The organism is Spinactinospora alkalitolerans, from assembly GCF_013408795.1.
GTDB classification, from domain to species: domain Bacteria; phylum Actinomycetota; class Actinomycetes; order Streptosporangiales; family Streptosporangiaceae; genus Spinactinospora; species Spinactinospora alkalitolerans.
This window is the reverse complement of sequence record NZ_JACCCC010000001.1, coordinates 6,427,854-6,446,552: the sequence shown is the minus strand read 5'-3', so window position 1 is coordinate 6,446,552 and position 18,699 is coordinate 6,427,854. Positions and strand designations below refer to the sequence as shown.

The window sequence follows — 18,699 nt, the reverse complement described above, 5'->3', positions numbered from 1 at the left end:
CGGAGGGGTGAAACCAACGGACACAGGGGGGGGACGGCCGGAGGTCGTCCCCCCGATGCCTACAACCGTTCGGGGGTGTCGATCCCGAGCAGGTCGAGTCCTCGGTTCAGGACGGCGGCGGTGTGCAGGGCCAGTGCGAGGCGGGACTCGCGTACGGCGCCCTCGGACTTGAGCACCGGGCAGTTCTCGTAGAAGGTGCTGAAGGCCGTCGCGAGCTCGAACAGGTAGGTGCACAGGCGGTGCGGCTGCAGGTTGACGATCGCCATCTGCACCGCGTCGGGGAAGCGGGCGAGCCGCAGCGCCAGGTCGCGTTCGGCCGGCTCGGTCAGCCGCACCGGGGCACCGGGCTCGGGGACCCGGTCCGCGCGGCGCAGGATCGAACGGATCCGGGCGTGGGCGTACTGCAGGTAGACGGCGGTGTTGCCGTCCATCGCCAGCATCCGGTCCAGGTCGAAGACGTAGTCCTTGTCTCGGTCGACGGACAGGTCGGCGTACTTGACCGCGCCGATACCCACCGCGCGGGCGATGCGCGCCCGCTCCTCCTCGGGCAGGTCACTGCGCTCGGCCACGAGGCCGGCGGCGCGTTGGACGGCCTGGTCGAGCAGGTCGGTGAGCTTGAGCGAGGCCCCGGCGCGGGTGCGCAGCATGCGGCCGTCGGGCCCCAGCACGCTTCCGAACCCGACGTGGGTGGTGGTCGTCTCCGGGCTGACCCATTCGGCCTTGCGCGCGGCGGCGAAGATCATCGCGAAGTGCAGCGCCTGCGGTGCGCCGACGACGTAGACGAGGTGGTCGCCCTTGAGGTCTTGGGCGCGGTAGCGGATGGTCGCCAGGTCGGTGGCGTCGTAGCCGAATCCGCCGTCACGCTTGCGCACGATCAGCGGCACCGGCTGGTCGTCGCGGCCGGTGAAGCCGTCGAGGAACACGCACAGGGCGCCTTCGCTGTCCTCGGCGATACCGCGGCGGCGCAGTTCGTCGGAGACGTCGCCCAGCCAGGGCTGGTAGGTGCTCTCACCCTTGTAGTCGTCAGGGGTGAGCCGTACGCCGAGGAGGTCGTAGACGGCCTCGATGTGGTGCTTGGACTCGGTCAGCAGCCGATCCCACAGCTTCAGGGTGTCGGGGTCGCCGGCCTGCAGGGCGACCACGCGCATGCGGGCGCGTTCGGCGAAGTCCGCATCGGCGTCGAACTTGGTGCGGGCCTGCTGGTAGAAGACGTTGAGGTCGCCGATGCTGAAGCTCTGTTCGGCCAGGCCCTCGTCGATGAGATGCTCCACGAGCATCCCGAAGGGGGTGCCCCAGTCGCCGATGTGGTTCTGGCGGACGACCTCGTGCCCGGCGAACTCCATCAGGCGCACGAGGGAGTCGCCGATGATGGTCGAGCGCAGGTGGCCGACGTGCATCTCCTTGGCCATGTTGGGCGAGGAGTAGTCGATGACGACCCGCTGCGGCTCGACGGCGGGGAGGTACCCCAGCCGCTCGTCGGCGGCCAGTCGAGCGGTGCGGTCGGCGAGCCAGGCGGTGGACAGGGTGATGTTGACGAACCCCGGCCCGGCCACGTCGACGCTCTCGGCCATGCCGCCCAGGTCGATGTGCGCCACGATGGCCTCGGCGATCTCACGGGAGGGCCGTCGGAGTCGCTTGGCCAGCGCCATGGCGGCGTTGACCTGGTAGTCCACTCCCTCGCGCTGCGAGGGTCGGACCACCGCGTCCTCGATCGTGCATGCCACGTCGAACGCGGCACCGACGGCAGCGGCGACCCGCTGCCCCAGATCGTCTCCGATGTCCCCCAGCACGGTGACTCCGTCTCTCCCATTGGTCGGCGGACTTGCGCCGCTCTGCTTGGTGTCAAGTCTGTCATGACGTCCCGCCTGCTCATGTGTTCTCCACGGCTCCGAGGTGCTCGCCGGCGTCCACGTGGATCACCTGCCCGGTGACCGAGGTGGCGTTCTCCAGGAAGAGCAGAGCCGCGGCGACGTCGTCGAGACGCGCCGTCCGATGCTGCGGACTGCGCCGGAGGGCGAGCCGCGCGAGCCCGTCCTCGCCGCAGCCGGGCGAGGGCAGGAGCAGGCCGGGGGAGATCGCGTTGACGCGGACCTTCGGCGCGAGCCGTTTCGCGGCCAGGAGGGTCTGGTGCGCCAGCGCCTGTTTGGACAGTTCGTAACCGGGTCGCTCGCCGTCCAGGAGAGGAAGGCGGGCGTCGAGCATGTTGACGGCGTGCCCTCCCGCGTCGGGAAGGGCTTCGAGCAGCACGGTCGCCGTTACCAGGTGGACGAGCATTCCCTCGGTCAGAGGCCCGATGTCGGTGATCGCGTGCGGACCGGGGAAGCGGGAGGCGTTGTTGACGACCAGTGTCGGCGGGTCCTCGCCCCTCCTCACGGCCTGCGCCCATTTCCGCACCGCGTCGGTGTCGCGCAGATCCAACCGGTGAACGGACACGGGAACGTCGAACTCCCGGCGGAGATCGGCCGCCGTGGACTCCAGGTCACCGGTGTGGGCGTGCAGATGGAGGACGTAGCCGCGGGCGGCGAGTCGCCGGGCCAGATGGGCGCCGACGCGCCGCGCGGCACCGGTGACGAGGGCGGAACGCCGATGCCCGGTCATCCGGCCGGTTCCTCGTGCGTCCGCGCCTCCAGCTCCCCGCTGTGGGCCCGGACGAAATACCCGAACACGTCGGGTGAACCGCCGACGTGACGCATCGGTGCGACGAGTCGTGTGAGCCTGGCGAACTCGTGGTGTTCCAGGTGAGCCAGTCGGTCGGCGACGAACAGGCTCCGCGCCGGATCGCGGGTCATCCCGGCGACGCCCATACGCGCCCCCTCGTTGAGGTAGACCCAGTCGGGGCGGGCCACGGCCGCGTAAGTCCGCCGGACCGACTCCAGCAACCGCGGTGACGGCGGGTGTGTGAACAGCGGCATGACATCGATGTCGCTGAGGTAGGGATGCCACATTCCCCACGGGGCCTGCGTCAGGGAGCCGGTCAGTGCGAGCGCGACGTCGGATGAGACGTGCGCGGGAAGCCGATCGCCCAGCTCCCGAACGACCTCTCGGTGGCGGTCGTACTCGCGGACGCACTCCTCATCGCCGTATCGGGCTGTGAGATGGCAGAACAGTTTCTTGATGGTCTGCTCGGTGGCCCACCCCGGTTTCATGGGACGGGATCCGACGGCTTCGAGGAGCTCACGGACCCGAGTGCGGTTCACGGAACCACCGGCGAGGACGTCGTTGAGGGCTCGGACCTCGCGCTCGCCCGCCCGGCGCGTTCCGGGGGTCAGGATCTTGGACAGGGCTTCGACGACGGGGAGGAGGAGTCCGGGACGCACGGCCCCGGGGGTTCGGGGCAGATCGGCGATGTAGAGCTCCAGCTCCTCCCGGAGGTCGCCGAATCCTTCGGGAAGCGCTGCCGCGGGGGTGGCCGGGGTCGCGACCCGGCCGTAGTCTGCGGAGAGGGCCATCGACGCGAACCCTTCGTCCAGTAGGGACATCAGACCGATCTCCTCGGCCGTCCAGGGGATGTAGGCCGCGATGTTCCACCGGCGCATGAGCCTGCCCTGAACGGCGTAGTTGGCGAGCTGGCTCGCCGCCCTCCGCCGAAGCGCCGCCTCGCCGTCCCTCCGTCCGGTCTCGCGCTCGAAGCGCCGGCGCCTGCGGATCTCCTTCTCCATCGCCGTCTTGACGGTCCCTTCCGGACCCGACAGCGCGGTCAGGAAGCGCTCGACGGTCTCCGCCACCTCGGCCTCGTACTCCCGCTCTCGGGCCCCTAAGACCTCGGAGAACCGCAGCACCCGGGGATCGACGTCCTTCGCCTTCGACAGCAGCCGCTCCAGTGAATCCCTGACCTCGGGCCACAGGCTCTCCACCGGTGCCGCCGAGTCGGGAAGCATCCAGCTCCGCCGTACCGCGAGGTCGTCAACGACCAGGAGGAGCCTTGTGGCCCCGTGCCCGCGGAGCTCGGCTCTCACATCGGGCCGTTTCACCAGATCAGCCAGGTGGATCGCCGGATGCCGCCGCTCGGCGCCGTCCAACGAGGCCAGGACGAGGTCGGAGACCGGGACGAAGTGACCGCCGCGGCGCCGGCAGGGCATGCAGACGACGGCGACCGCGCACCCTTCGCCGCGCATCAGGCGCCCACCCGATACGTCCAGGCCGTGCCGACAGGACGCAGGCCGGAGGAGTCCAGCGACGCCGCGATCTCGGCGTAGCTCCGGCCGGACACCGGATGGGTCCGGTCACCGGCCAGCTCGGCCAGTGGGACCGCGACATGGGCGAACCGTTCGATGTCGGGATGCGGGACCGGCGATGACCGTTCCGCGTAGGCGCCGACCAGGTCACCGGCGACCAGGACGTCCAGGTCGATCGTCCGGGACACCCATGTCGGAGACGCGGCGGCGGGGCGGCCGAGCCGGGTCTCGATCCGCCCCAGCCGCGCCTTGAGGCCGCGGAGATCACCCTCCCATTCGAGGCGCACCACCAGGTTGAGGAAGTCCGCCGCGTCGTCGGCCAGTCCGATCGCGGGCGAACGGTAGACGGTCGACGCCGCCCGGAGGAGTCCCATGTCGTCCAATGCGGACAACGCGGCGCCGATGTGCCGGTCGGGGGAGATGTTCGACCCGATCCCGACGAGGACCGGGTCGGTGGGGGTGGTCCTCATTGCGAGGCTCCGCCGAGGGTGAAGAACTCGCCCCGGGTCCGGTCGTCCTCCAACAGGAGGCCGCGCAGGGACGACGTGACCGTCGTGGTCCCCGGGGTCTGGACGCCGCGCAGCGTCATGCAGGTGTGTTCGGCCCGGATGACGACACCGACCCCGCGAGGGGCCAGGCGCTCGTCCAGCCACCCGACGATCTGCTTGGTCAGGCGCTCCTGCACCTGCGGACGGCAGGCGAGCAGTTCGACGACGCGCGCGAGCTTCGACAGGCCCACGATGCGCTCGCCCGGCAGGTATCCGACGGTGGCCCGCCCCGTGAAGGGCAGTGCGTGGTGCTCGCAGACGCTGATGAACGGGATGTCCCGCTGGAGCAGCAGCTCCTCGTACCCCTCGTCGTTGGGAAAGGTCGTCAGGTCGAAACTGCGCGGTGTCAGCAGTTCGACGTAGGCCTTGGCCATGCGGATCGGCGTCTTCGCCGTGGACTCGGTCTCGATGTCGACCCCGAGCGCCCGGAGGAGCGCCGCGGCCGCGCGCTCGGCGGCTTCGACGTCGGGCAGGGGTGTCTCGGGCATGAACCGGTGGCGTTCCTCCACCATCCCGTTGACGCTCACGCGGAGGCCACCACCTCTCGGGAGGGAACAACCGCGAAGTCCTCGATACTGCGCTCGATGACCAGCCCGACGCTGGACGAGAACCGCAGGGCACCGGGTTTGTGGACCCGGACCCGCACGTGTGAGGCGCGGTGCTCCACCACGACGATCCGGGCGATCTCCGCCGCCAGGGCCTCCACGGTGGACCAGGTCCTCCCTTCGGCCGCTCGGATGACGCTCTTGGTCGGGGTCCGGTAGTTCCAGGCGTCGGCCAGGTCGTCACTGTGTCCGGCCGCCCGCGCGTCCACCCGGACCCTCAACTGCACCAGCACGTCCTGGCGGTCGCGCCGTTCCTCGTCGCTGCAACCGATGACGCATCGGAGCCTCAGGTCATCGATCTCGATCACATCCATGCGGACCTCTTTCTCGAGACTCGGGGCCGGTCCCACCGGGAACGTCCGATGCCGGAACCGCCGGTGGAGGGGGCTGTTCGGGCGTTCCCTCCACGGCCTCGCCGCCGCTCGTTCCGCCCGCCGGCTCCGGCGATCCACACCCTGTGGGATCTGCGTCGATCGTGCCGCCCTATGGCCGCACCGGGCCATCCCACGAAAACCCCAATCCTTGGACAGGGAGAGGCCCTCTGGACATAAATTGGTCGGGTGGTGTCCACCGGGTTCGATCCGTCCGTCAGAGAGATCTCCGAAGAACTCAAGAAACTGCGCAAGGGGGTCGGTCTCGCGCGTCCGTCGGTCGTCATGGAGCTCGGCGATGAACTGCGGGAACGGATTCTGGGCCCACTTCCGCAGCAACGGACGTCGGTGGACGAGGCCATGGAACTGGCCGGTCGGCTCCGTGAGACGATCGGCGGACTCAGCGACCACGAACGGGTTTACGTCGAGACCGACTTCAACCTGGATTCCGCGCACTCCTATCCCACGCTGACCGAGCGGCAGGAATCCCTGGCCACCGCGCTGGGATGTGCGTCGAAGACGGTGCGGAGGCGGTCCGAACGGGCCTTGGAGACCCTGGCCCTGCTCATAGCCTCGGGCCCCGGACCGGACAGCGGAAGTCGGAACCGGGTAACCGAGGCTCCGGACGAAGCGGAGACCGGCGAACGGGCCACGGACGGCCGGATCCAGCAGGGGTTCTGGAACGTGTTCCCGGGCGCGCGGGTCGACATCGTGTGCTCGGAGATCCCCGAAGAGGAGCGCCCCTACTTCGCCTCACCCAAGGACCGCAACTACCTCCGGTACGCGAAGTTCGCCGACCTCGACACACTCATCTACGTGCGCACCCGGCTCGCCCAGCTCTGTCCCGAGGCGGTGGCGCGCGACTTCGCCCCGTCGGAGTACCACGACGCCGACGCCGACACACTGATCGTGATCGGCGGGCCCCCGTGGAACGCCAAGTACCGGGAGTTCCTCCCCCAACTGCCGTTCCACTTCGAGCCGCATCCCTTGGGGCACGACGATCCCCTCGTCGTCCCCCAACTCGACCGGCTGACGATGAGGCCGTGCTGGAGCGCCGAGGACGACCTGCTCGAGGACCTGGCCGTCTTCACCCGCCTGTCCCTCACTCAGGGAACGACCGTCCACCTGCTCGGCGGCTGCCTGACCCTGGGGGTGCTCGGTGCGGCAAAGCTCTTCCTGCAGGGGGAGCACGGCGCCCGGAACACGGCCCACCTCCACGGCATCGTCGGTGGGAACGACTTCGTCCTGGTGACCGAGGCCCGCCGGGTGGGCGGCATCACGGACATGGCCGACCTCGAGACCACCCCGCCGCTGCTCCTGCTCTCGCGCTCCAGCAGCGGCCCCTTCCGTCCGATCGTCAACAACACGGACCGCTACCGAGGAATCCGGAGTTCGACGTGAGACCGGACGGCAACGATGGGACCCGTGTCGCAGCCACCGACATCAGAACCTACGTGGTGAACCTCCGACGCCGTCGCGACCGCCGGGAACGGATGGAGCGGATTCTCCCCGCCGAACTGCCCGCGGCGTTCACATCGGACTGGGAGGGTCCGTTCGACGGGCGCTCTCTCGACCTCGAGACCATCAGCGATCTCGGTCACCGCCTCTTCCCGTGGCGCATCGAGTCGGACAACCCCTGGTGGAGCCGACCACTCAAGTTCGGTGAGATCGGGTGCAGCCTGGCGCACCTGGCGTGCTGGCGGGACGCCGCGGACAACACCTCCGCGCCCTACGTCCTGATCCTGGAGGACGACGCGGTCCTCGGATCCGGGTTCCTTCCCCGCCTACTCGACGGTCTGGGCCGGCTCGCCGCGGAGGATCCGTTCGACCTCCTGTACCTGGGGCGCTTTCCTCTCGACCCCGATCGGCCGGCCCTGCCCGGCTTCGTCGTCCCCGGCTACAGTCACTGCACGTTCGGCTACCTGCTCACCCGACGGGGTCTGGGGCGAATTCTGGACGCGGCCCTCGACCAGGCCGTCGTTCCCGTCGACGAGTTCCTGCCGGCGCTGTACACCGACCACCCGAGGGCCGACCTTCGAGCGCGGTTCCCGCGCTGCCTGGAGGCGCGTGCGTTCGACCCGCCGATCGTGCGGCAACTGCCGAAGGAGGAGGCCGGAAGCGACACCGAGGATTCGGCGTTCGTCAGCGAGACGCCGCAGGGGGACGGGGAGACGTCCAGTGCTCGATCAGGGCCCGCAGCCGCGTCCCCGTCCAGTCGCGTATCGGAGTGAGGGTGTTCACGCCGGTCGCGATGTGCTCCGGTGGGACGTCGCGGGTGACGACCGCGCCCGCCGCGACATAGCTGCGGGGCCCGATCCGGATCCCGCCCACCACGCGGGCACCGTAGCCGACCACACTGTCGTCCTCGACCCGTGGGGACTCCTCGTCAGCGTCCCACCAGTCCACATGGGGCCGGGTGTACTCGTGGACGAGGTCGCCCATCACCGTGCAGCGGTCGCCGATCCGAGTGGCGTCGCAGACGAAACCCGCGATCCTGGCCTCGGCCCCGATCGAGACCCGGTCGCAGATGTAGGCGCCGTAGACGATGCGGCTTCCGGGACCGACCCGGGAGTCGTAGCCGATGCGGACCCGGTCCTCGACGAGGCAGCCGTCAGCGATGGAGACGCCCTCGTACACGATGACCTGGTTGAAGAGCATGCACCGATCGCCGATGCCGACCGGCTCGCCGGCCTCCGCTGTTGCGGGGTCCTCCCGGAAGGCACGGATCCGGGCCTCCTTGGGATAGCCCAGCGTGCAGTGCTCGCCGACGGCACTCCCCTGTCCCATCGAGACCGTGCCGTACAGGTGGTCGAGGTTCATCTCCGAGCCCTCTCACTCCCGGCCAGCCAGGCCGTGGTGGTGGCGATGGCCTCGTCCTCGAACTCCGGAGTGTCGAAGCCGTGGTCGGAACCGGCGATGGTGTGGAAGGCGGTGTCGGGCCGGGAGAGCGCCGCGGCCTTGGCGATGTCGAAGGAGACATAGGTGTCGCGGTCTCCGTGGACGACCAGAGCGCGCGTCCCGTCGGCGGCGAAGGCGTCGGCGGGCCGGTAGTGATGGAACTCCTCCCACATGACCCGGCCGAGCCGGAACTCCCCGTCGATCAGCAGGTATCCCTGCTCCCGCACGGCCCGCCGCCCATCGGCTCCGAAGTTCTCCCGCCCCCAGGGCAGTTCGGGAGAGAGGAAGGTGTGCTCCAGGTCGAGCACGGGGTTCCACAGCACCAGGTTCGCGACGCGCTCGCGAAGCAGCCGCAGCGACAGGCACGCCGACACCGCGCCGAAGCTGGCCGCCACCAACGAAACCGGCCCGGGAGCGACCTCGGTGGCTCTGTCGATGACCGATTGCAGGTCGAGCATCTCCCCGGCGATGGTGGCGCCTCGCTGTTCACCTCCGCTCAGTCCATGGCCGCGGTAGGAGAACCGGACGGCGGTGAACCCTTGGGCCGCGAGCCGCTCGGCCAGGCGGACGAACATGCCGCCCTCGTCCCTGTCCACGGTGATCCCGTGGGCCTGGACGACGGTCCCCCGACTCGTACCGGACGCAGGGGGATGGACGACGGCATCGAGTTCGATGCCGTCAGGAGTGGTCACTTCGAGAGGTCGCATGGGGCACCGATCCGGGGAGAGAGGGCGATCGAGTTCCTCTGCGCCATGGGATGGCGGACGGGGGAACGGTAACGCATGGAACGCCCCTCTGTCCGGTTCGAGTCGGCTTCGCCCCCTCCCACTCCGGCCCGGACCGAGAGGAAGTAGTCGATGGCCGATCCCTTGAGTAGACAGGCACGAACAGACCGCGTCATCAGGGAGACGACGAAGGCGGTCGTGTCCGGTGTGGCGGCGGTCGTGGACCGACGGATGTGGCGGGCAATTATGTGAATCGCCTTCATGGCAGGGTCTGCGGATCGTAGGATGCGCGAAAAAGCATCCGGACGGAGTCCCATGAGTGACAGCTTCCTTCGCACCTCTTCCGCGCAGCGTTCGTCATTCCCGCCCGACATCGACATGACCCGGCCGAGCGTGGCGCGCATCTACGACGCGGCGCTGGGGGCAAGGACAACTTCCGCCCCGACCGTGAGGCGCTGGCCGCGCTGATGCAGAACACGCCGGAGACGATCCAGGTGTGCTGGGAGAACCGCAACTACCTGGGCCGGACCGTGCGGTTCCTCGCCGAGGAGCACGGCATCCGCCAGTTCATCGACATCGGCTCCGGCCTGCCCACCCGGGAGAACGTCCACGAGGTCGCCCAGCGTCACCAGCCCGACGCCCGCGTCGTCTACGTCGACAACGACCCCATCGTGCTCGCCCACGGCCGGGCGATTCTGGCCGACAACCCACACACCACGGTGATCACCGCCGACGTGCGCCAGCCCGCGGCGATCCTGGGAGCCGAGGAGACCCGGCAACTCATCGACTTCGACGAGCCGGTTGCGCTGATGATGATCAGCCTTCTGCATTGCATCCCCGACGAGGACGACCCCTTCGGCATCGTCGCCACCCTGCTCGACGCGCTGCCCTCCGGATCCTGGCTGGCGGCCTCGCACGTGGTCTCCCACGTCCCGGCCGAAGCCGAACGATTCACCAACGAACTCAAGGCCACCGGCGCCGAATGGGGCCGGGCCCGCTCCCCGGAGGAGGCCGCCGCCATGTTCACCGGCCTGGAGATCGCCGACCCCGGACTGGTCGAGATCTCCACCTGGCGCGAGGGCGAACCGGCCGACCGGCTGGCCGATCCCGAGAAGATGATCTGGGAGTTCGGGGGAGTGGCGCGGAAACCCTAGTGCCAGGACAGGATGTCCATGGTTTCGGTCCCTGCCGGCACAAAGAGCGATTGACCGCGCACTGCGATGCCGGAATTGCGCGAACTGGAGCAGGCAAGCTCCACGAAGGAAGCCATCCCCACGTGTGCGGGGAGCAGGCCGCCGGGCCCTCGGTTCACCCCGCGTAGCCGGGGCCATCCCCGCGTGCACGGGCGTCCGCGTGATGTCCGCCGACGGCGCCCGTGCCCGCTCTGAGGTCAGCCTGATTGCCGGGCCGGGTGACGGTCGGGGGCCAGGCTGAGCAGACCGCACCCGTACGCCTTGGCACGCCCGAGGCCCTCCTTCAGCGCGGCGGTGAAAGCGTCAGGGTCTGTGACGATGAGGCGCCCGTCGTAGGCCACCGGCAGCACACTGATCTTCAGGCGGGCGTCAGGGCGTGCATCGGGACGGTCGTCGAGCCTGCGGCCAATGCGCGAGGGCGTGGAGGATGCCACGACCTCGGGGGCGCCGTCGGGGGCCGCCGGGACGGCGAAGCCGTGCCGCTCGCCCTGCCGGATCAACCATTCAATCTGCTGCTCCGGTTCGTGGATCGGTTCCCGCTTACCCCTTTTCCGGTTTCCGGGCTCGTCGCCGACGGGAGGCGTGCTCCGGGTCGGGTTGGCGACCAGACGGAATGCCAGTCGGCGGCCGGGCCGGATCGCCGCCAGCACGGGTTGAAGGCACTTCACCTGCACCCGGGACGCCGCATACCCCTCGGGCAGCCGTGTCCAGTCGGGCCGTTCACGGCTCTGTACCAGGAGAACCCGGACACGCCCGTCGCCCTCCAGCCGCCACAGCAGACCGTTGTGCCGTCTCGCCGCGGCCTTCCCATCGGTCACCTCGGCGAACGCGGACATCAGGGTGCGGTGCATCTCGTGGACATCGGCGTGGTCGCGCCGGAAGGTCCGCGACATGACGTTCACGGGAATCCTGCTCAGGAACACGGATCGACTCCAGTGATCATCGCGTCTTTGAGTTTGACATGGCCGGCGCACACCGGTCGGGAACGGAACCGGCGATCGCCGTGCGCGAAGGACTCGGGATGGTCGTGGCGGAGCTCCGCCGGGAAGGTGCGGTCGGACTGCTCGGAGAGGCGGACGTCGGCCACCGTTCTCAGCCAGACGTCACCGTTGACGAGGCCGACCTCGTTGCGCTGCTCATCCCGGTTCTCCAGCCACGGATGCTCCTCCAGCCTCTCCTCCAGAGTCCCCGGGTGGACGCCGGTCCCCCACCGACGTCGGCGCCACTTGTCCCGTTCGATGAGGGGCGCGGCGGGGACGAAGGCCTTTCTGCCGAAGAACAGCGGCCAATGGGGATTGCGCACCGCATCGTCCAGCCGTTCCGCCGTCTCCACTGCGCCTTCGACCACCACCAGGAACAGCGCGTCCGCCAGGTAGTAGCGGTTACTCTCGATGGTGCGGTGCTCCTTGCCCTTGGTGTTGGGGACGTCCTGGGTGACGTGGTAGTCGCGTTCGAGCAGCCCTTCGCGTTCGACGCGCACCCCCATCCGCAGGTCCGCCAGCTCCCGGATCCGGGCGTCGTCGGTACGCTCCACGCCGCACGCCGCGGCGAGCAATCCGACCACGCCCGATTTCGTGGGTTCGGTGGCGGTGAAGCGGTTCGTGAATCGCGACCGCACTCCCCACGACTGCATGGGCGCGTCGATGCGCAGTGCGAGCGTCGCCGTGGTCACCGCTTCTCCCGGGCCGCCGCCACGATGCGATCGGTGAACTCCCCGAGAGAGGTGACCGTCGACGTCGCTTCCAGGTGGGGAAGGGCGCCCGTCGGCGAGGCTCCGATCACCGCCTTGATCTCGCCGTCACCGTAGAAGGCGTTCAGATCGGTGAAGTGCTTGAGCATCCGCTCGGTGGAGTCCCCCATGATGTCGGTTCCCTCGACCGGCTTGAGGAAGGCGTTGGCGAGGTTCCAGGCACTGTGCTCACGGACCACGGCCAGCAGGGCTTCGGGACGGGTGTGAGCGGCCATGGAGTTCTGTTTTCCGCTGGGAGTGGCCTGCACGAACGCCTTGATCCACGCGCTGGTCGCGCGCTCGACCAGGTCGTCCTCGTCGTCGCGGATGGCGAGGTTTTCCTCCAGTTGGGCGAGGTTGACGTTGGCGTAGCGGTAGTAGCAGGCAGCGTTGAAGTCGACGGTGCCGATCATGTCCGCGCCGGCGTCCTCGTCGGTCTCCGCTGACTTGAGGTCGTCGACGGCGGTGTAGTAGTCGAACTCGGTGGTCACGGCGTGGGTCGAGACGGCGTGTGCGACCTGGGAGGCGGCGTCGACGTTGAAATCCCTGTTGTTGGCGATCATCCGACCGAACAGGGCGATGTCGGCGGCGCGGCCGGCGCTGAGGATGTGTCGGGCCGCCTCGACCGCGGCGGCGTCGGGGCCGACTTTCTTGGTCTTGCCGTCCTTCTTCTTCGCGCCTTCGCCACGCCGCGCGGCGGCGGCCTTCTCCAACCTGTCCCGGTGCTGCCGACAGAAATCAGCGAGGTGTTCGGCGGCATCACGACCAAGGAAGAAGAGGTACTGGGTGAGGTCCTCCTCCGTAACCTTGAAGCCGAGCACTCGGAGCGCCTCGCGGACGATGTCCTTGGTCTCGTCGGTGGGCTCCCCTTTCGTGCCGTCGAGGATGCGGGCCGTCGCGAGGAGCAGCCGCTTGGTGCGCACCCCTCTCTCATCGGCACCGAGGCCGAATCGGGGGAACAAGCCGCGGGCCGAACGCTTGAGGCACTGGCTGGAGATCCGTCCGCGGGTGACCCCGCCGAAGGTGACGCTCTTCGGCTGGCCCACGTCGTCGCGGTTGAGGTTGCTGGCGGGGAACGACTGCAACAGGTGCAATTCGATGATCACGAGAGGTCTCCGGCTTCATCGTCGGTGTCGTGGTCGGGTCCGGCATCGCCGTCGTCGGACCGGTCCTTACGGGCGCCACGTTGGAAGTCGCTCGCCCAGCGCAGGTGCACGGTGTGCACTCGGACTCCGCCGATCGGCTCGCGGTGGAGCACGACCAGGTCGTCGAGGAGTGTGCGGTAGTCGAGCGCGATCCCGGATCCGCCGAGCATTTGCACCGCCTGGCGGAGGCGGTTGCGCAACGTCGGCCAGTCGGCGGCGAGCAGCTGCCGCAGGCGCGCCTGGACGGACGCTCGTGCGCTGTAGGTGCGCAGGGCGGTTCCGAGCGGGAGCCTTCGGTCTCCGTCCCGAGGCGAGAGCGGGTGCAGTGCGTACAGCCCGGCCGTGAAGAGCCATGGCTCCGTCTCGTCCCGCTTCCCGCCTTTGGGCGGGTCGAATTCATCGGCAATGGCCATGGCGTCGAGAAGGAATCGATCGTCGACGAGGCTGCGGCGCAGCCTGGCGAGCGTCCGGCGCGCCGTGGCCACCTGGTGCCGGTCCTTCGATTCCAACGCCCTGCCGAACTTGTAGAGCTCGGCCACATAGCCGGACCGCCGCTGCCAATGGCTCTGCGATCGCGGATCCTTGGCGGTCTCCGTCACCGGTTCACTCATCCTCCTCCGGCCCGACGGGCCAGTAGTCGCGGACGGCCAGGCCGTATTCGTGGTACAGGCGCGAGGTGGCGCTCTTGAGCGCACGGTCGTGATCCGCCAGGGCGATCAGATCCCGTCCGGGTTTGCGCGGCGACCGGTCGACCCAGCGGTGACGGGTCTGGTCGGCGATGCGGCGAACTCGATCGCTCCAGCCGCCGAACAGCCCGATCACGGTGCCGGCCACTCTGGCCTCAGTGTCGGTCAGAGGTTCCTCAGGTGGTGTCTCGTGGAGCACCGCCCCCAGGTCCTGCAGCAGCATTCCGAACGGCGCCACCAGCTCGGGCCAATACCACTGCGTCAGAAGTCGCCGCTTTTCCGCGTCGCGTCGGGACAGCCGCTCCCCGAGCGTCGCCGCATACCCCCGCTCCAGGCGGTCCAGTTCCTTGCCGACACCGTCCGCCAACTCGACGGCGTGCCCGAGCAGCTGCTCCAGTTGTGGCAGCCGCCGGTCGGCGCGGAGCAGCGCGATTGGTGTCGGCAGCGACTCCTGGAGCCAGGCACGGACCGCCCCGGCCTGCGGATCGAGCCGCTGGCCGAATACCCGCAGGGTGTAGACGGCCTCCGGGGGAATGTGCTCCCGCCGCGCCATGTCGGCGATGTGGTCGAGGGTCCGCGGCCGTATCCGCTCACCCAGCTCGGGGGCTGGAAGCAGCAGTTCCCTGCTGTGCCGCCAGATACCGCGTAGGTCCTCCAGCACAACCGGGCGCGGCTCCCCCAGGGTGACACCGGTCCTGCCCTTCGCGCCCTTCTTGGAGCGCTTATCCCGCTCGAAGGCGGCCATGTTCTCGACGTCGTAGAGTGGCACGCGCAGCCGTGTCCCGGGAAGGATCGCGGCCCCGTCGACGCGGATCTCGGTGCCGCGGCGGACCGGGCGAAGGCGTATACGGCGGGAGGGCCAGGTGAGCAGTTCGGTCCACCCGGCCGGCGGCGGCCCTTCCTTGACCGGCTTCGGTCCCGTAGGCTCATCCCGCTCCCATATCGGAAGGTCCCCGGGGAAGGTGTTGTGCGGGCGCTCCCGCCCGGGCGCGTACACCGGCATGTTGAGGAGCAGCGTCTCCTTCAGCGTCGCCCCCTCCACGAGGAGGGTCGCGAAGTGGTTGCACAGGCCGCGCTCAGAGGACTTGTCCGTGTCGAACGGCGTCTTCATGCCGCCCGTGTCGTAGGCCTGCACGGTGACGAGCCAGCGGGCGGCGTCGGCGGGGTGCAGCTCCACCCGGTCCTCCGCGACCGTGTGGTCGAAGAGGGTGACGTTGTTGCCCGTGGCCCTGTACATGGTGAGTTGCGCCGCCGAACCGATTTTGGTGTCGGGGATCCCCGGAGTCTGGAAGAAGGGGCGCTCCCCGAACAGGTCGAACCGGTCCCCGAAATCATCCAGATAGGCCTCCAGCGGCCCGGCGGGGAGGCTGGGCGCCTCCCACAGCTCCGCCCACTCGGACTCGTCGCCGGGCCCGTAGACGCGGTGCGCGAAGGCCAGGAGCAGCCGGTGCAGCGCGGCGGTGACCACCGGCGCCTCGGCGTCGATCCACCTCAGCTCGTGCGCCCGCAGCACCGCATCGACCAACCCGACCTGACACAGCCGCCCGTCCAGCGCAACGGCGGGCAACCAGAGCGATCTGAGCAGATCGTAAGTTTCGTGTTGCTGTGGTCCCCGGTGGTTCCCGCCATCCTCATCTGGCGATCTCAGATCATCCCTCCCTCGCCGGCTTCCTGTGTCACTCATGAATCTCCAGCCCTCGCTGCGGGTGGTGGACGATGCTGAACCCTCCGAAGTCCCGGCGGCCGCCGTGCAGGACGAGGGCGTGGTGGTCGGCCAGCCAGCCGGAGTGGTCGAAGACGTCCGGGACGGACAGCACTTCCCGAAGGGTGGCCAGTTCGGCCGGGTCGAGATCGATCGGGTGGGTGAGGTTGACCGCGGAATCGGCGAGTTCGGCCACGGTCTCCGCGGGAAGCTCGTCTGCGCTGAGATCAACGGGGGTTCCGCGGTGGGTGGCGGGGTGGCCGTCCGATGCTTCCCAGAGCGGAACGACCATGATGCCGTCGTCATAGGGCGTGGGAACCCAGTCGTCGTCATCGTTCACCGCGCGCCTCCGCCGTGCTCCTCCATGTCCCGCCTTCCGCTGTTCTTCCGGACCCGCGGCCTGACAGACCGCTTGGTGAGGCGAATCAAGCCGTCGGTGTCCCAGAGCATCGGGATGCACTGAGTGCCGCTCTCGAAGCGGTCCATCTCCTCGCGCGTGCTCCGCTTCCGCCGCGCCGCCTCCCAGCGGGTGCGCAGTCTCCCCTGCGGGATGCGGTCCCCGTCCGCATAGACCGCGTGGACGAGTTCGGGGATGTCCTTCGGAAGCAAGATCGCATCCCGCAGGGACAGCTCGTACTCGGTCGCCAGCAGGTGGCTCTCCGCGTATACAGCTGTCGTGTACGGCGGGAAGGTGAACCCCTTCTCCGATCTCACGACCAGGAGCAGCGGGTCTGCGACCGCCATCGGGCGCTCGACTCGGGCATGCCGGTGCAGTCGGCCTGCCCGCTGAACCAGTAGGTCCACCGGGCATGGGTCGGTCACCACCAGATCGAAATCGGCGTCAATGCCGTGTTCGAGCACCTGGGTCCCGACGACGATCGCACGGCGCGTACCGGACGAATCCGGGCCGCACAGACGCTCCAGGCGCCGCTCCAGCGCGCGACGCTTGTCCGGGTCGGTCTTCCCGTCCAGGTACAGCAGTTCCGGCCGGGGCTCCATGCCCTCCAGGCACCGCGCTATCCGGTCGTGGCTTGCGGTCGCCCGCCTGGTCGTGTTGTGGATGACCGCGGCGCATCCGCCGTCACGGAGGCGCCTGACGACCTCGTCGGCGATGACGTCGTAATTGTCGGGGATGCGCTGCACCGACACCCGGCGCGCCGGGTTGTCAGCGGATACCGGGACCGGAACCGATCTGCGTCCACTTGCGTCAACCCAGGTCAGACGCCATGCGCTGGACTCCGCGCCGTCCACGGCCGGCGCGGGCGGTGTGGTCGCCGCGCCCGCTTTCCACGCCGCGGTGAGCTCTTCGCGCCGCGCGGCCGGGAGCGTGGCCGACATCAGCACGACCGGCACACCGAGGCGCCCGCACCACCAGAGCAGGCGGTCCAGCAGCCTCGACATGTACGCGTCGTAGGCGTGCACCTCGTCGATCATCAGCACCTTGTTGCTCAGCGAGGTGAGCCGCATGGCGACGTGGCCGGTCCGCGTTGCGGCCATCAGCGCCTGGTCGACCGTTCCCACACCGATCGGAAAGGTGAGCGCCCTCTTCCGGGTGAAGGTCGACCTCGCCTCCTTGAGTGCGTCGGAGCATTCCCGCCCGACGTCCTTCGGCATGAGGAGGGACAGCTCGTCCAGGTCTCCGCTCCCGGCTTGCCTCCGCTCCTGCGCCTGCCGCTCCAGGTCGGCGGCGGCCCCGGAGTAGAGCAGATTCGCGCGCAGGGGTGACCCGGTGGCCTTCAGCACCCGGTTCACCTCGGCGTGCACGGGCCCGGCCGTGGCCCTGGTGGGGGTGGCCACGTACATGCCGCCCAGTCCGAGCCGACCGACCAGGGCGGCGCAGGCCTGAATCCCGGCCTTGGTCTTGCCTTCGCCGGTCGGCGCCTCGACCACCAGGATGCCCGGGCGGTCAACGCCGGCGAGCAGCTCCCGAATCCTCTCCTGGAGCGGCCGCGGCCGGTCGTCACGAGGGAAGAGCACGGCGTGCGAGGTGTTCCGCGGAGGGCGCCACGGCGTCCAGTTGACGCGGTTCAGCGTTTCCCCCACCCGACCGATCTCCCGCTTGCGGTACTCGGCCAGGTCTCCCGGCTCGGGGGTGTATTCACGGCGCGGCCTGCTCGACGCGGTCCAGTCACTGAGGATGGTCAATCCGGCCAGGCCGACAGCGGCCGCCGTGGAGAGGGAGACATCGGACCAGCCCTCGCTGTGCGGGTCGAGTTCCCACAGCCGGGCGATCTCGGTGATCAGATCATCGCGCGCACGTGCCCACCTCACGCCTCCGAGTTGGCGCTTCGCCCGCGTGGCCTTCTTGACCTCGTCGGGATCGACGATCCATCCGTGGTGCCCGCCGAGCAGGTCCACAAGGGCGGAGCGCGCCGACCATGAGGCCTTCCTGCCCTTGAGCCAGCCGTCCATATGGACCGCGCTCAGGAGTCCGTGGTGGGTTTCCCTGCGACCGAGCAACGGGTCGGGCCGGACGGCTCGCAGAGCGCCGACCGCAATCTCTCCCAGCAGCTTCTCCGCCTGGTCGATACGGACCGCCTGAAAGGCCGGGGTCAGTTTCCCGATGTCGTGCAGCCCGGACAGCACGGCCGTCCAGGCGCGTCGGTCCTTCTCAGAGCCGAGAGGGGCGAGCCCGCGCTCGATCTCTTCCCGCACGTACGGTCCGAGGACCACGTCGTAGAGCGCTTCGGCGACCACAGCGGTGTCGATCGCGTGGCAGATCAGCGGATGCGGGGTGTTGCCGTTGCCCAGCTTCCCCCAGGCCGCCCGCGCCCAGTTGGTCGGGATGCCTTCACCGTTCCCACTCATCGCCCCGTCCCTTCACGTCCCGATCGCAAAGCCGAGGACGGCAATTCATCTCTATTCGGACATAAATGACCGAAACGGACACGACTATCAGGCGCGGTCGACCGGTACTTTCGG

Annotated in this window: 19 protein-coding genes; 4 read left to right on the top strand and 15 right to left on the bottom strand. The window is 69.1% G+C overall.

Annotated elements, in window-relative coordinates; translation table 11 throughout:
* Positions 1 to 59 precede the first annotated feature (59 nt).
* The 6 genes from argS to HDA32_RS28915 form a co-directional block, all read right to left on the bottom strand.
* The gene (gene argS, locus HDA32_RS28940) at positions 60 to 1,787 is read right to left on the bottom strand and encodes an arginine--tRNA ligase (protein WP_218883458.1); all 1,728 of its coding nucleotides are present in this window, start codon (positions 1,785 to 1,787) and stop codon (positions 60 to 62) included.
* Positions 1,788 to 1,869: 82 nt separating this feature from the next.
* Positions 1,870 to 2,598, bottom strand: a complete 729-nt coding sequence (locus HDA32_RS28935; RefSeq protein WP_179646163.1) for an SDR family oxidoreductase — start codon at positions 2,596 to 2,598, stop codon at positions 1,870 to 1,872.
* Positions 2,595 to 4,115 (bottom strand): hypothetical protein, encoded by a 1,521-nt coding sequence (locus HDA32_RS28930; protein WP_179646162.1) that lies wholly within the window; start codon positions 4,113 to 4,115, stop codon positions 2,595 to 2,597. Before HDA32_RS28930 ends, HDA32_RS28935 begins: the two co-directional genes overlap by 4 nt.
* On the bottom strand, positions 4,115 to 4,645 hold the full coding sequence (folK, locus tag HDA32_RS28925) for a 2-amino-4-hydroxy-6-hydroxymethyldihydropteridine diphosphokinase (protein ID WP_179646161.1): 531 nt from the start codon (positions 4,643 to 4,645) through the stop codon (positions 4,115 to 4,117). Before folK ends, HDA32_RS28930 begins: the two co-directional genes overlap by 1 nt.
* Positions 4,642 to 5,250 (bottom strand): GTP cyclohydrolase I FolE, encoded by a 609-nt coding sequence (folE, locus tag HDA32_RS28920; protein ID WP_425566327.1) that lies wholly within the window; start codon positions 5,248 to 5,250, stop codon positions 4,642 to 4,644. The genes folK and folE overlap by 4 nt, the downstream gene beginning before the upstream one ends.
* Positions 5,247 to 5,642 carry a dihydroneopterin aldolase gene (locus tag HDA32_RS28915; protein WP_179646160.1) on the bottom strand — a complete coding sequence of 132 codons (396 nt, stop codon included), beginning with the start codon at positions 5,640 to 5,642 and terminating at the stop codon, positions 5,247 to 5,249. The genes folE and HDA32_RS28915 overlap by 4 nt, the downstream gene beginning before the upstream one ends.
* Positions 5,643 to 5,888: 246 nt before the next feature.
* On the opposite strand from HDA32_RS28915, the gene HDA32_RS28910 reads away from it, so the two are divergent.
* Both HDA32_RS28910 and HDA32_RS28905 read left to right on the top strand, forming a co-directional pair.
* Entirely contained in the window at positions 5,889 to 7,100 is a 1,212-nt protein-coding gene (locus HDA32_RS28910) for a hypothetical protein (RefSeq protein ID WP_179646159.1), read from the top strand.
* 53 nt (positions 7,101 to 7,153) lie between these two features.
* Complete coding sequence (locus tag HDA32_RS28905) at positions 7,154 to 7,930, top strand: glycosyltransferase family 25 protein (protein WP_312863370.1); 777 nt, start codon at positions 7,154 to 7,156, stop codon at positions 7,928 to 7,930.
* Here the strand turns inward: HDA32_RS28905 and HDA32_RS28900 are convergent.
* Both HDA32_RS28900 and HDA32_RS28895 read right to left on the bottom strand, forming a co-directional pair.
* Positions 7,842 to 8,519 (bottom strand): acyltransferase, encoded by a 678-nt coding sequence (locus HDA32_RS28900; protein ID WP_179646157.1) that lies wholly within the window; start codon positions 8,517 to 8,519, stop codon positions 7,842 to 7,844. The genes HDA32_RS28905 and HDA32_RS28900 overlap by 89 nt on opposite strands.
* Positions 8,516 to 9,304 (bottom strand): alpha/beta hydrolase, encoded by a 789-nt coding sequence (locus HDA32_RS28895; protein WP_179646156.1) that lies wholly within the window; start codon positions 9,302 to 9,304, stop codon positions 8,516 to 8,518. The genes HDA32_RS28900 and HDA32_RS28895 overlap by 4 nt, the downstream gene beginning before the upstream one ends.
* Positions 9,305 to 9,637: 333 nt before the next feature.
* Between HDA32_RS28895 and HDA32_RS31205 the strand changes: the two genes are divergently transcribed.
* Both HDA32_RS31205 and HDA32_RS28890 read left to right on the top strand, forming a co-directional pair.
* Positions 9,638 to 9,790 carry a hypothetical protein gene (locus HDA32_RS31205; protein ID WP_246334530.1) on the top strand — a complete coding sequence of 51 codons (153 nt, stop codon included), beginning with the start codon at positions 9,638 to 9,640 and terminating at the stop codon, positions 9,788 to 9,790.
* Positions 9,790 to 10,476: an SAM-dependent methyltransferase gene (locus HDA32_RS28890; protein ID WP_246334529.1), complete on the top strand. Its 687-nt coding sequence runs from the start codon at positions 9,790 to 9,792 to the stop codon at positions 10,474 to 10,476. The genes HDA32_RS31205 and HDA32_RS28890 overlap by 1 nt, the downstream gene beginning before the upstream one ends.
* A gap of 236 nt (positions 10,477 to 10,712) precedes the next feature.
* Here HDA32_RS28890 and cas6e read toward each other — a convergent pair whose 3' ends face one another.
* The 7 genes from cas6e to cas3 are packed head-to-tail and all read right to left on the bottom strand — an operon-like array spanning position 10,713 to position 18,585.
* The gene (gene cas6e, locus HDA32_RS28885; RefSeq protein ID WP_179646155.1) at positions 10,713 to 11,438 is read right to left on the bottom strand and encodes a type I-E CRISPR-associated protein Cas6/Cse3/CasE; all 726 of its coding nucleotides are present in this window, start codon (positions 11,436 to 11,438) and stop codon (positions 10,713 to 10,715) included.
* Positions 11,429 to 12,187, bottom strand: coding sequence for a type I-E CRISPR-associated protein Cas5/CasD (cas5e, locus tag HDA32_RS28880; RefSeq protein WP_179646154.1), 759 nt, complete (start codon positions 12,185 to 12,187; stop codon positions 11,429 to 11,431). Before cas5e ends, cas6e begins: the two co-directional genes overlap by 10 nt.
* Positions 12,184 to 13,350 carry a type I-E CRISPR-associated protein Cas7/Cse4/CasC gene (gene cas7e / locus HDA32_RS28875; RefSeq protein WP_179646153.1) on the bottom strand — a complete coding sequence of 389 codons (1,167 nt, stop codon included), beginning with the start codon at positions 13,348 to 13,350 and terminating at the stop codon, positions 12,184 to 12,186. Before cas7e ends, cas5e begins: the two co-directional genes overlap by 4 nt.
* Positions 13,347 to 13,988 carry a type I-E CRISPR-associated protein Cse2/CasB gene (gene casB / locus HDA32_RS28870; RefSeq protein ID WP_179646152.1) on the bottom strand — a complete coding sequence of 214 codons (642 nt, stop codon included), beginning with the start codon at positions 13,986 to 13,988 and terminating at the stop codon, positions 13,347 to 13,349. The genes cas7e and casB overlap by 4 nt, the downstream gene beginning before the upstream one ends.
* 4 nt (positions 13,989 to 13,992) lie before the next feature.
* Entirely contained in the window at positions 13,993 to 15,759 is a 1,767-nt protein-coding gene (gene casA / locus HDA32_RS28865) for a type I-E CRISPR-associated protein Cse1/CasA (protein ID WP_281370419.1), read from the bottom strand.
* Positions 15,752 to 16,117, bottom strand: a complete 366-nt coding sequence (locus HDA32_RS28860) for a hypothetical protein (protein ID WP_179646150.1) — start codon at positions 16,115 to 16,117, stop codon at positions 15,752 to 15,754. The genes casA and HDA32_RS28860 overlap by 8 nt, the downstream gene beginning before the upstream one ends.
* Positions 16,114 to 18,585: a CRISPR-associated helicase Cas3' gene (cas3, locus tag HDA32_RS28855; protein ID WP_179646149.1), complete on the bottom strand. Its 2,472-nt coding sequence runs from the start codon at positions 18,583 to 18,585 to the stop codon at positions 16,114 to 16,116. Before cas3 ends, HDA32_RS28860 begins: the two co-directional genes overlap by 4 nt.
* Positions 18,586 to 18,699: the final 114 nt, after the last annotated feature.

Excerpts from the sequence above, each read along its gene's own strand:
- HDA32_RS28935 (WP_179646163.1), bottom strand. The coding sequence starts at position 2,598 with ATGACCGGGCATCGGCGTTCCGCCCTCGTCACCGGTGCCGCGCGGCGC.
- HDA32_RS28930 (WP_179646162.1), bottom strand. The coding sequence starts at position 4,115 with ATGCGCGGCGAAGGGTGCGCGGTCGCCGTCGTCTGCATGCCCTGCCGG.
- folK (WP_179646161.1), bottom strand. The coding sequence starts at position 4,645 with ATGAGGACCACCCCCACCGACCCGGTCCTCGTCGGGATCGGGTCGAAC.
- HDA32_RS28915 (WP_179646160.1), bottom strand. The coding sequence starts at position 5,642 with ATGGATGTGATCGAGATCGATGACCTGAGGCTCCGATGCGTCATCGGT.
- HDA32_RS28900 (WP_179646157.1), bottom strand. The coding sequence starts at position 8,519 with ATGAACCTCGACCACCTGTACGGCACGGTCTCGATGGGACAGGGGAGT.
- HDA32_RS28895 (WP_179646156.1), bottom strand. The coding sequence starts at position 9,304 with ATGCGACCTCTCGAAGTGACCACTCCTGACGGCATCGAACTCGATGCC.
- HDA32_RS31205 (WP_246334530.1), top strand. The coding sequence starts at position 9,638 with ATGAGTGACAGCTTCCTTCGCACCTCTTCCGCGCAGCGTTCGTCATTC.
- HDA32_RS28890 (WP_246334529.1), top strand. The coding sequence starts at position 9,790 with ATGCAGAACACGCCGGAGACGATCCAGGTGTGCTGGGAGAACCGCAAC.
- casA (WP_281370419.1), bottom strand. The coding sequence starts at position 15,759 with ATGAGTGACACAGGAAGCCGGCGAGGGAGGGATGATCTGAGATCGCCA.
- cas3 (WP_179646149.1), bottom strand. The coding sequence starts at position 18,585 with ATGAGTGGGAACGGTGAAGGCATCCCGACCAACTGGGCGCGGGCGGCC.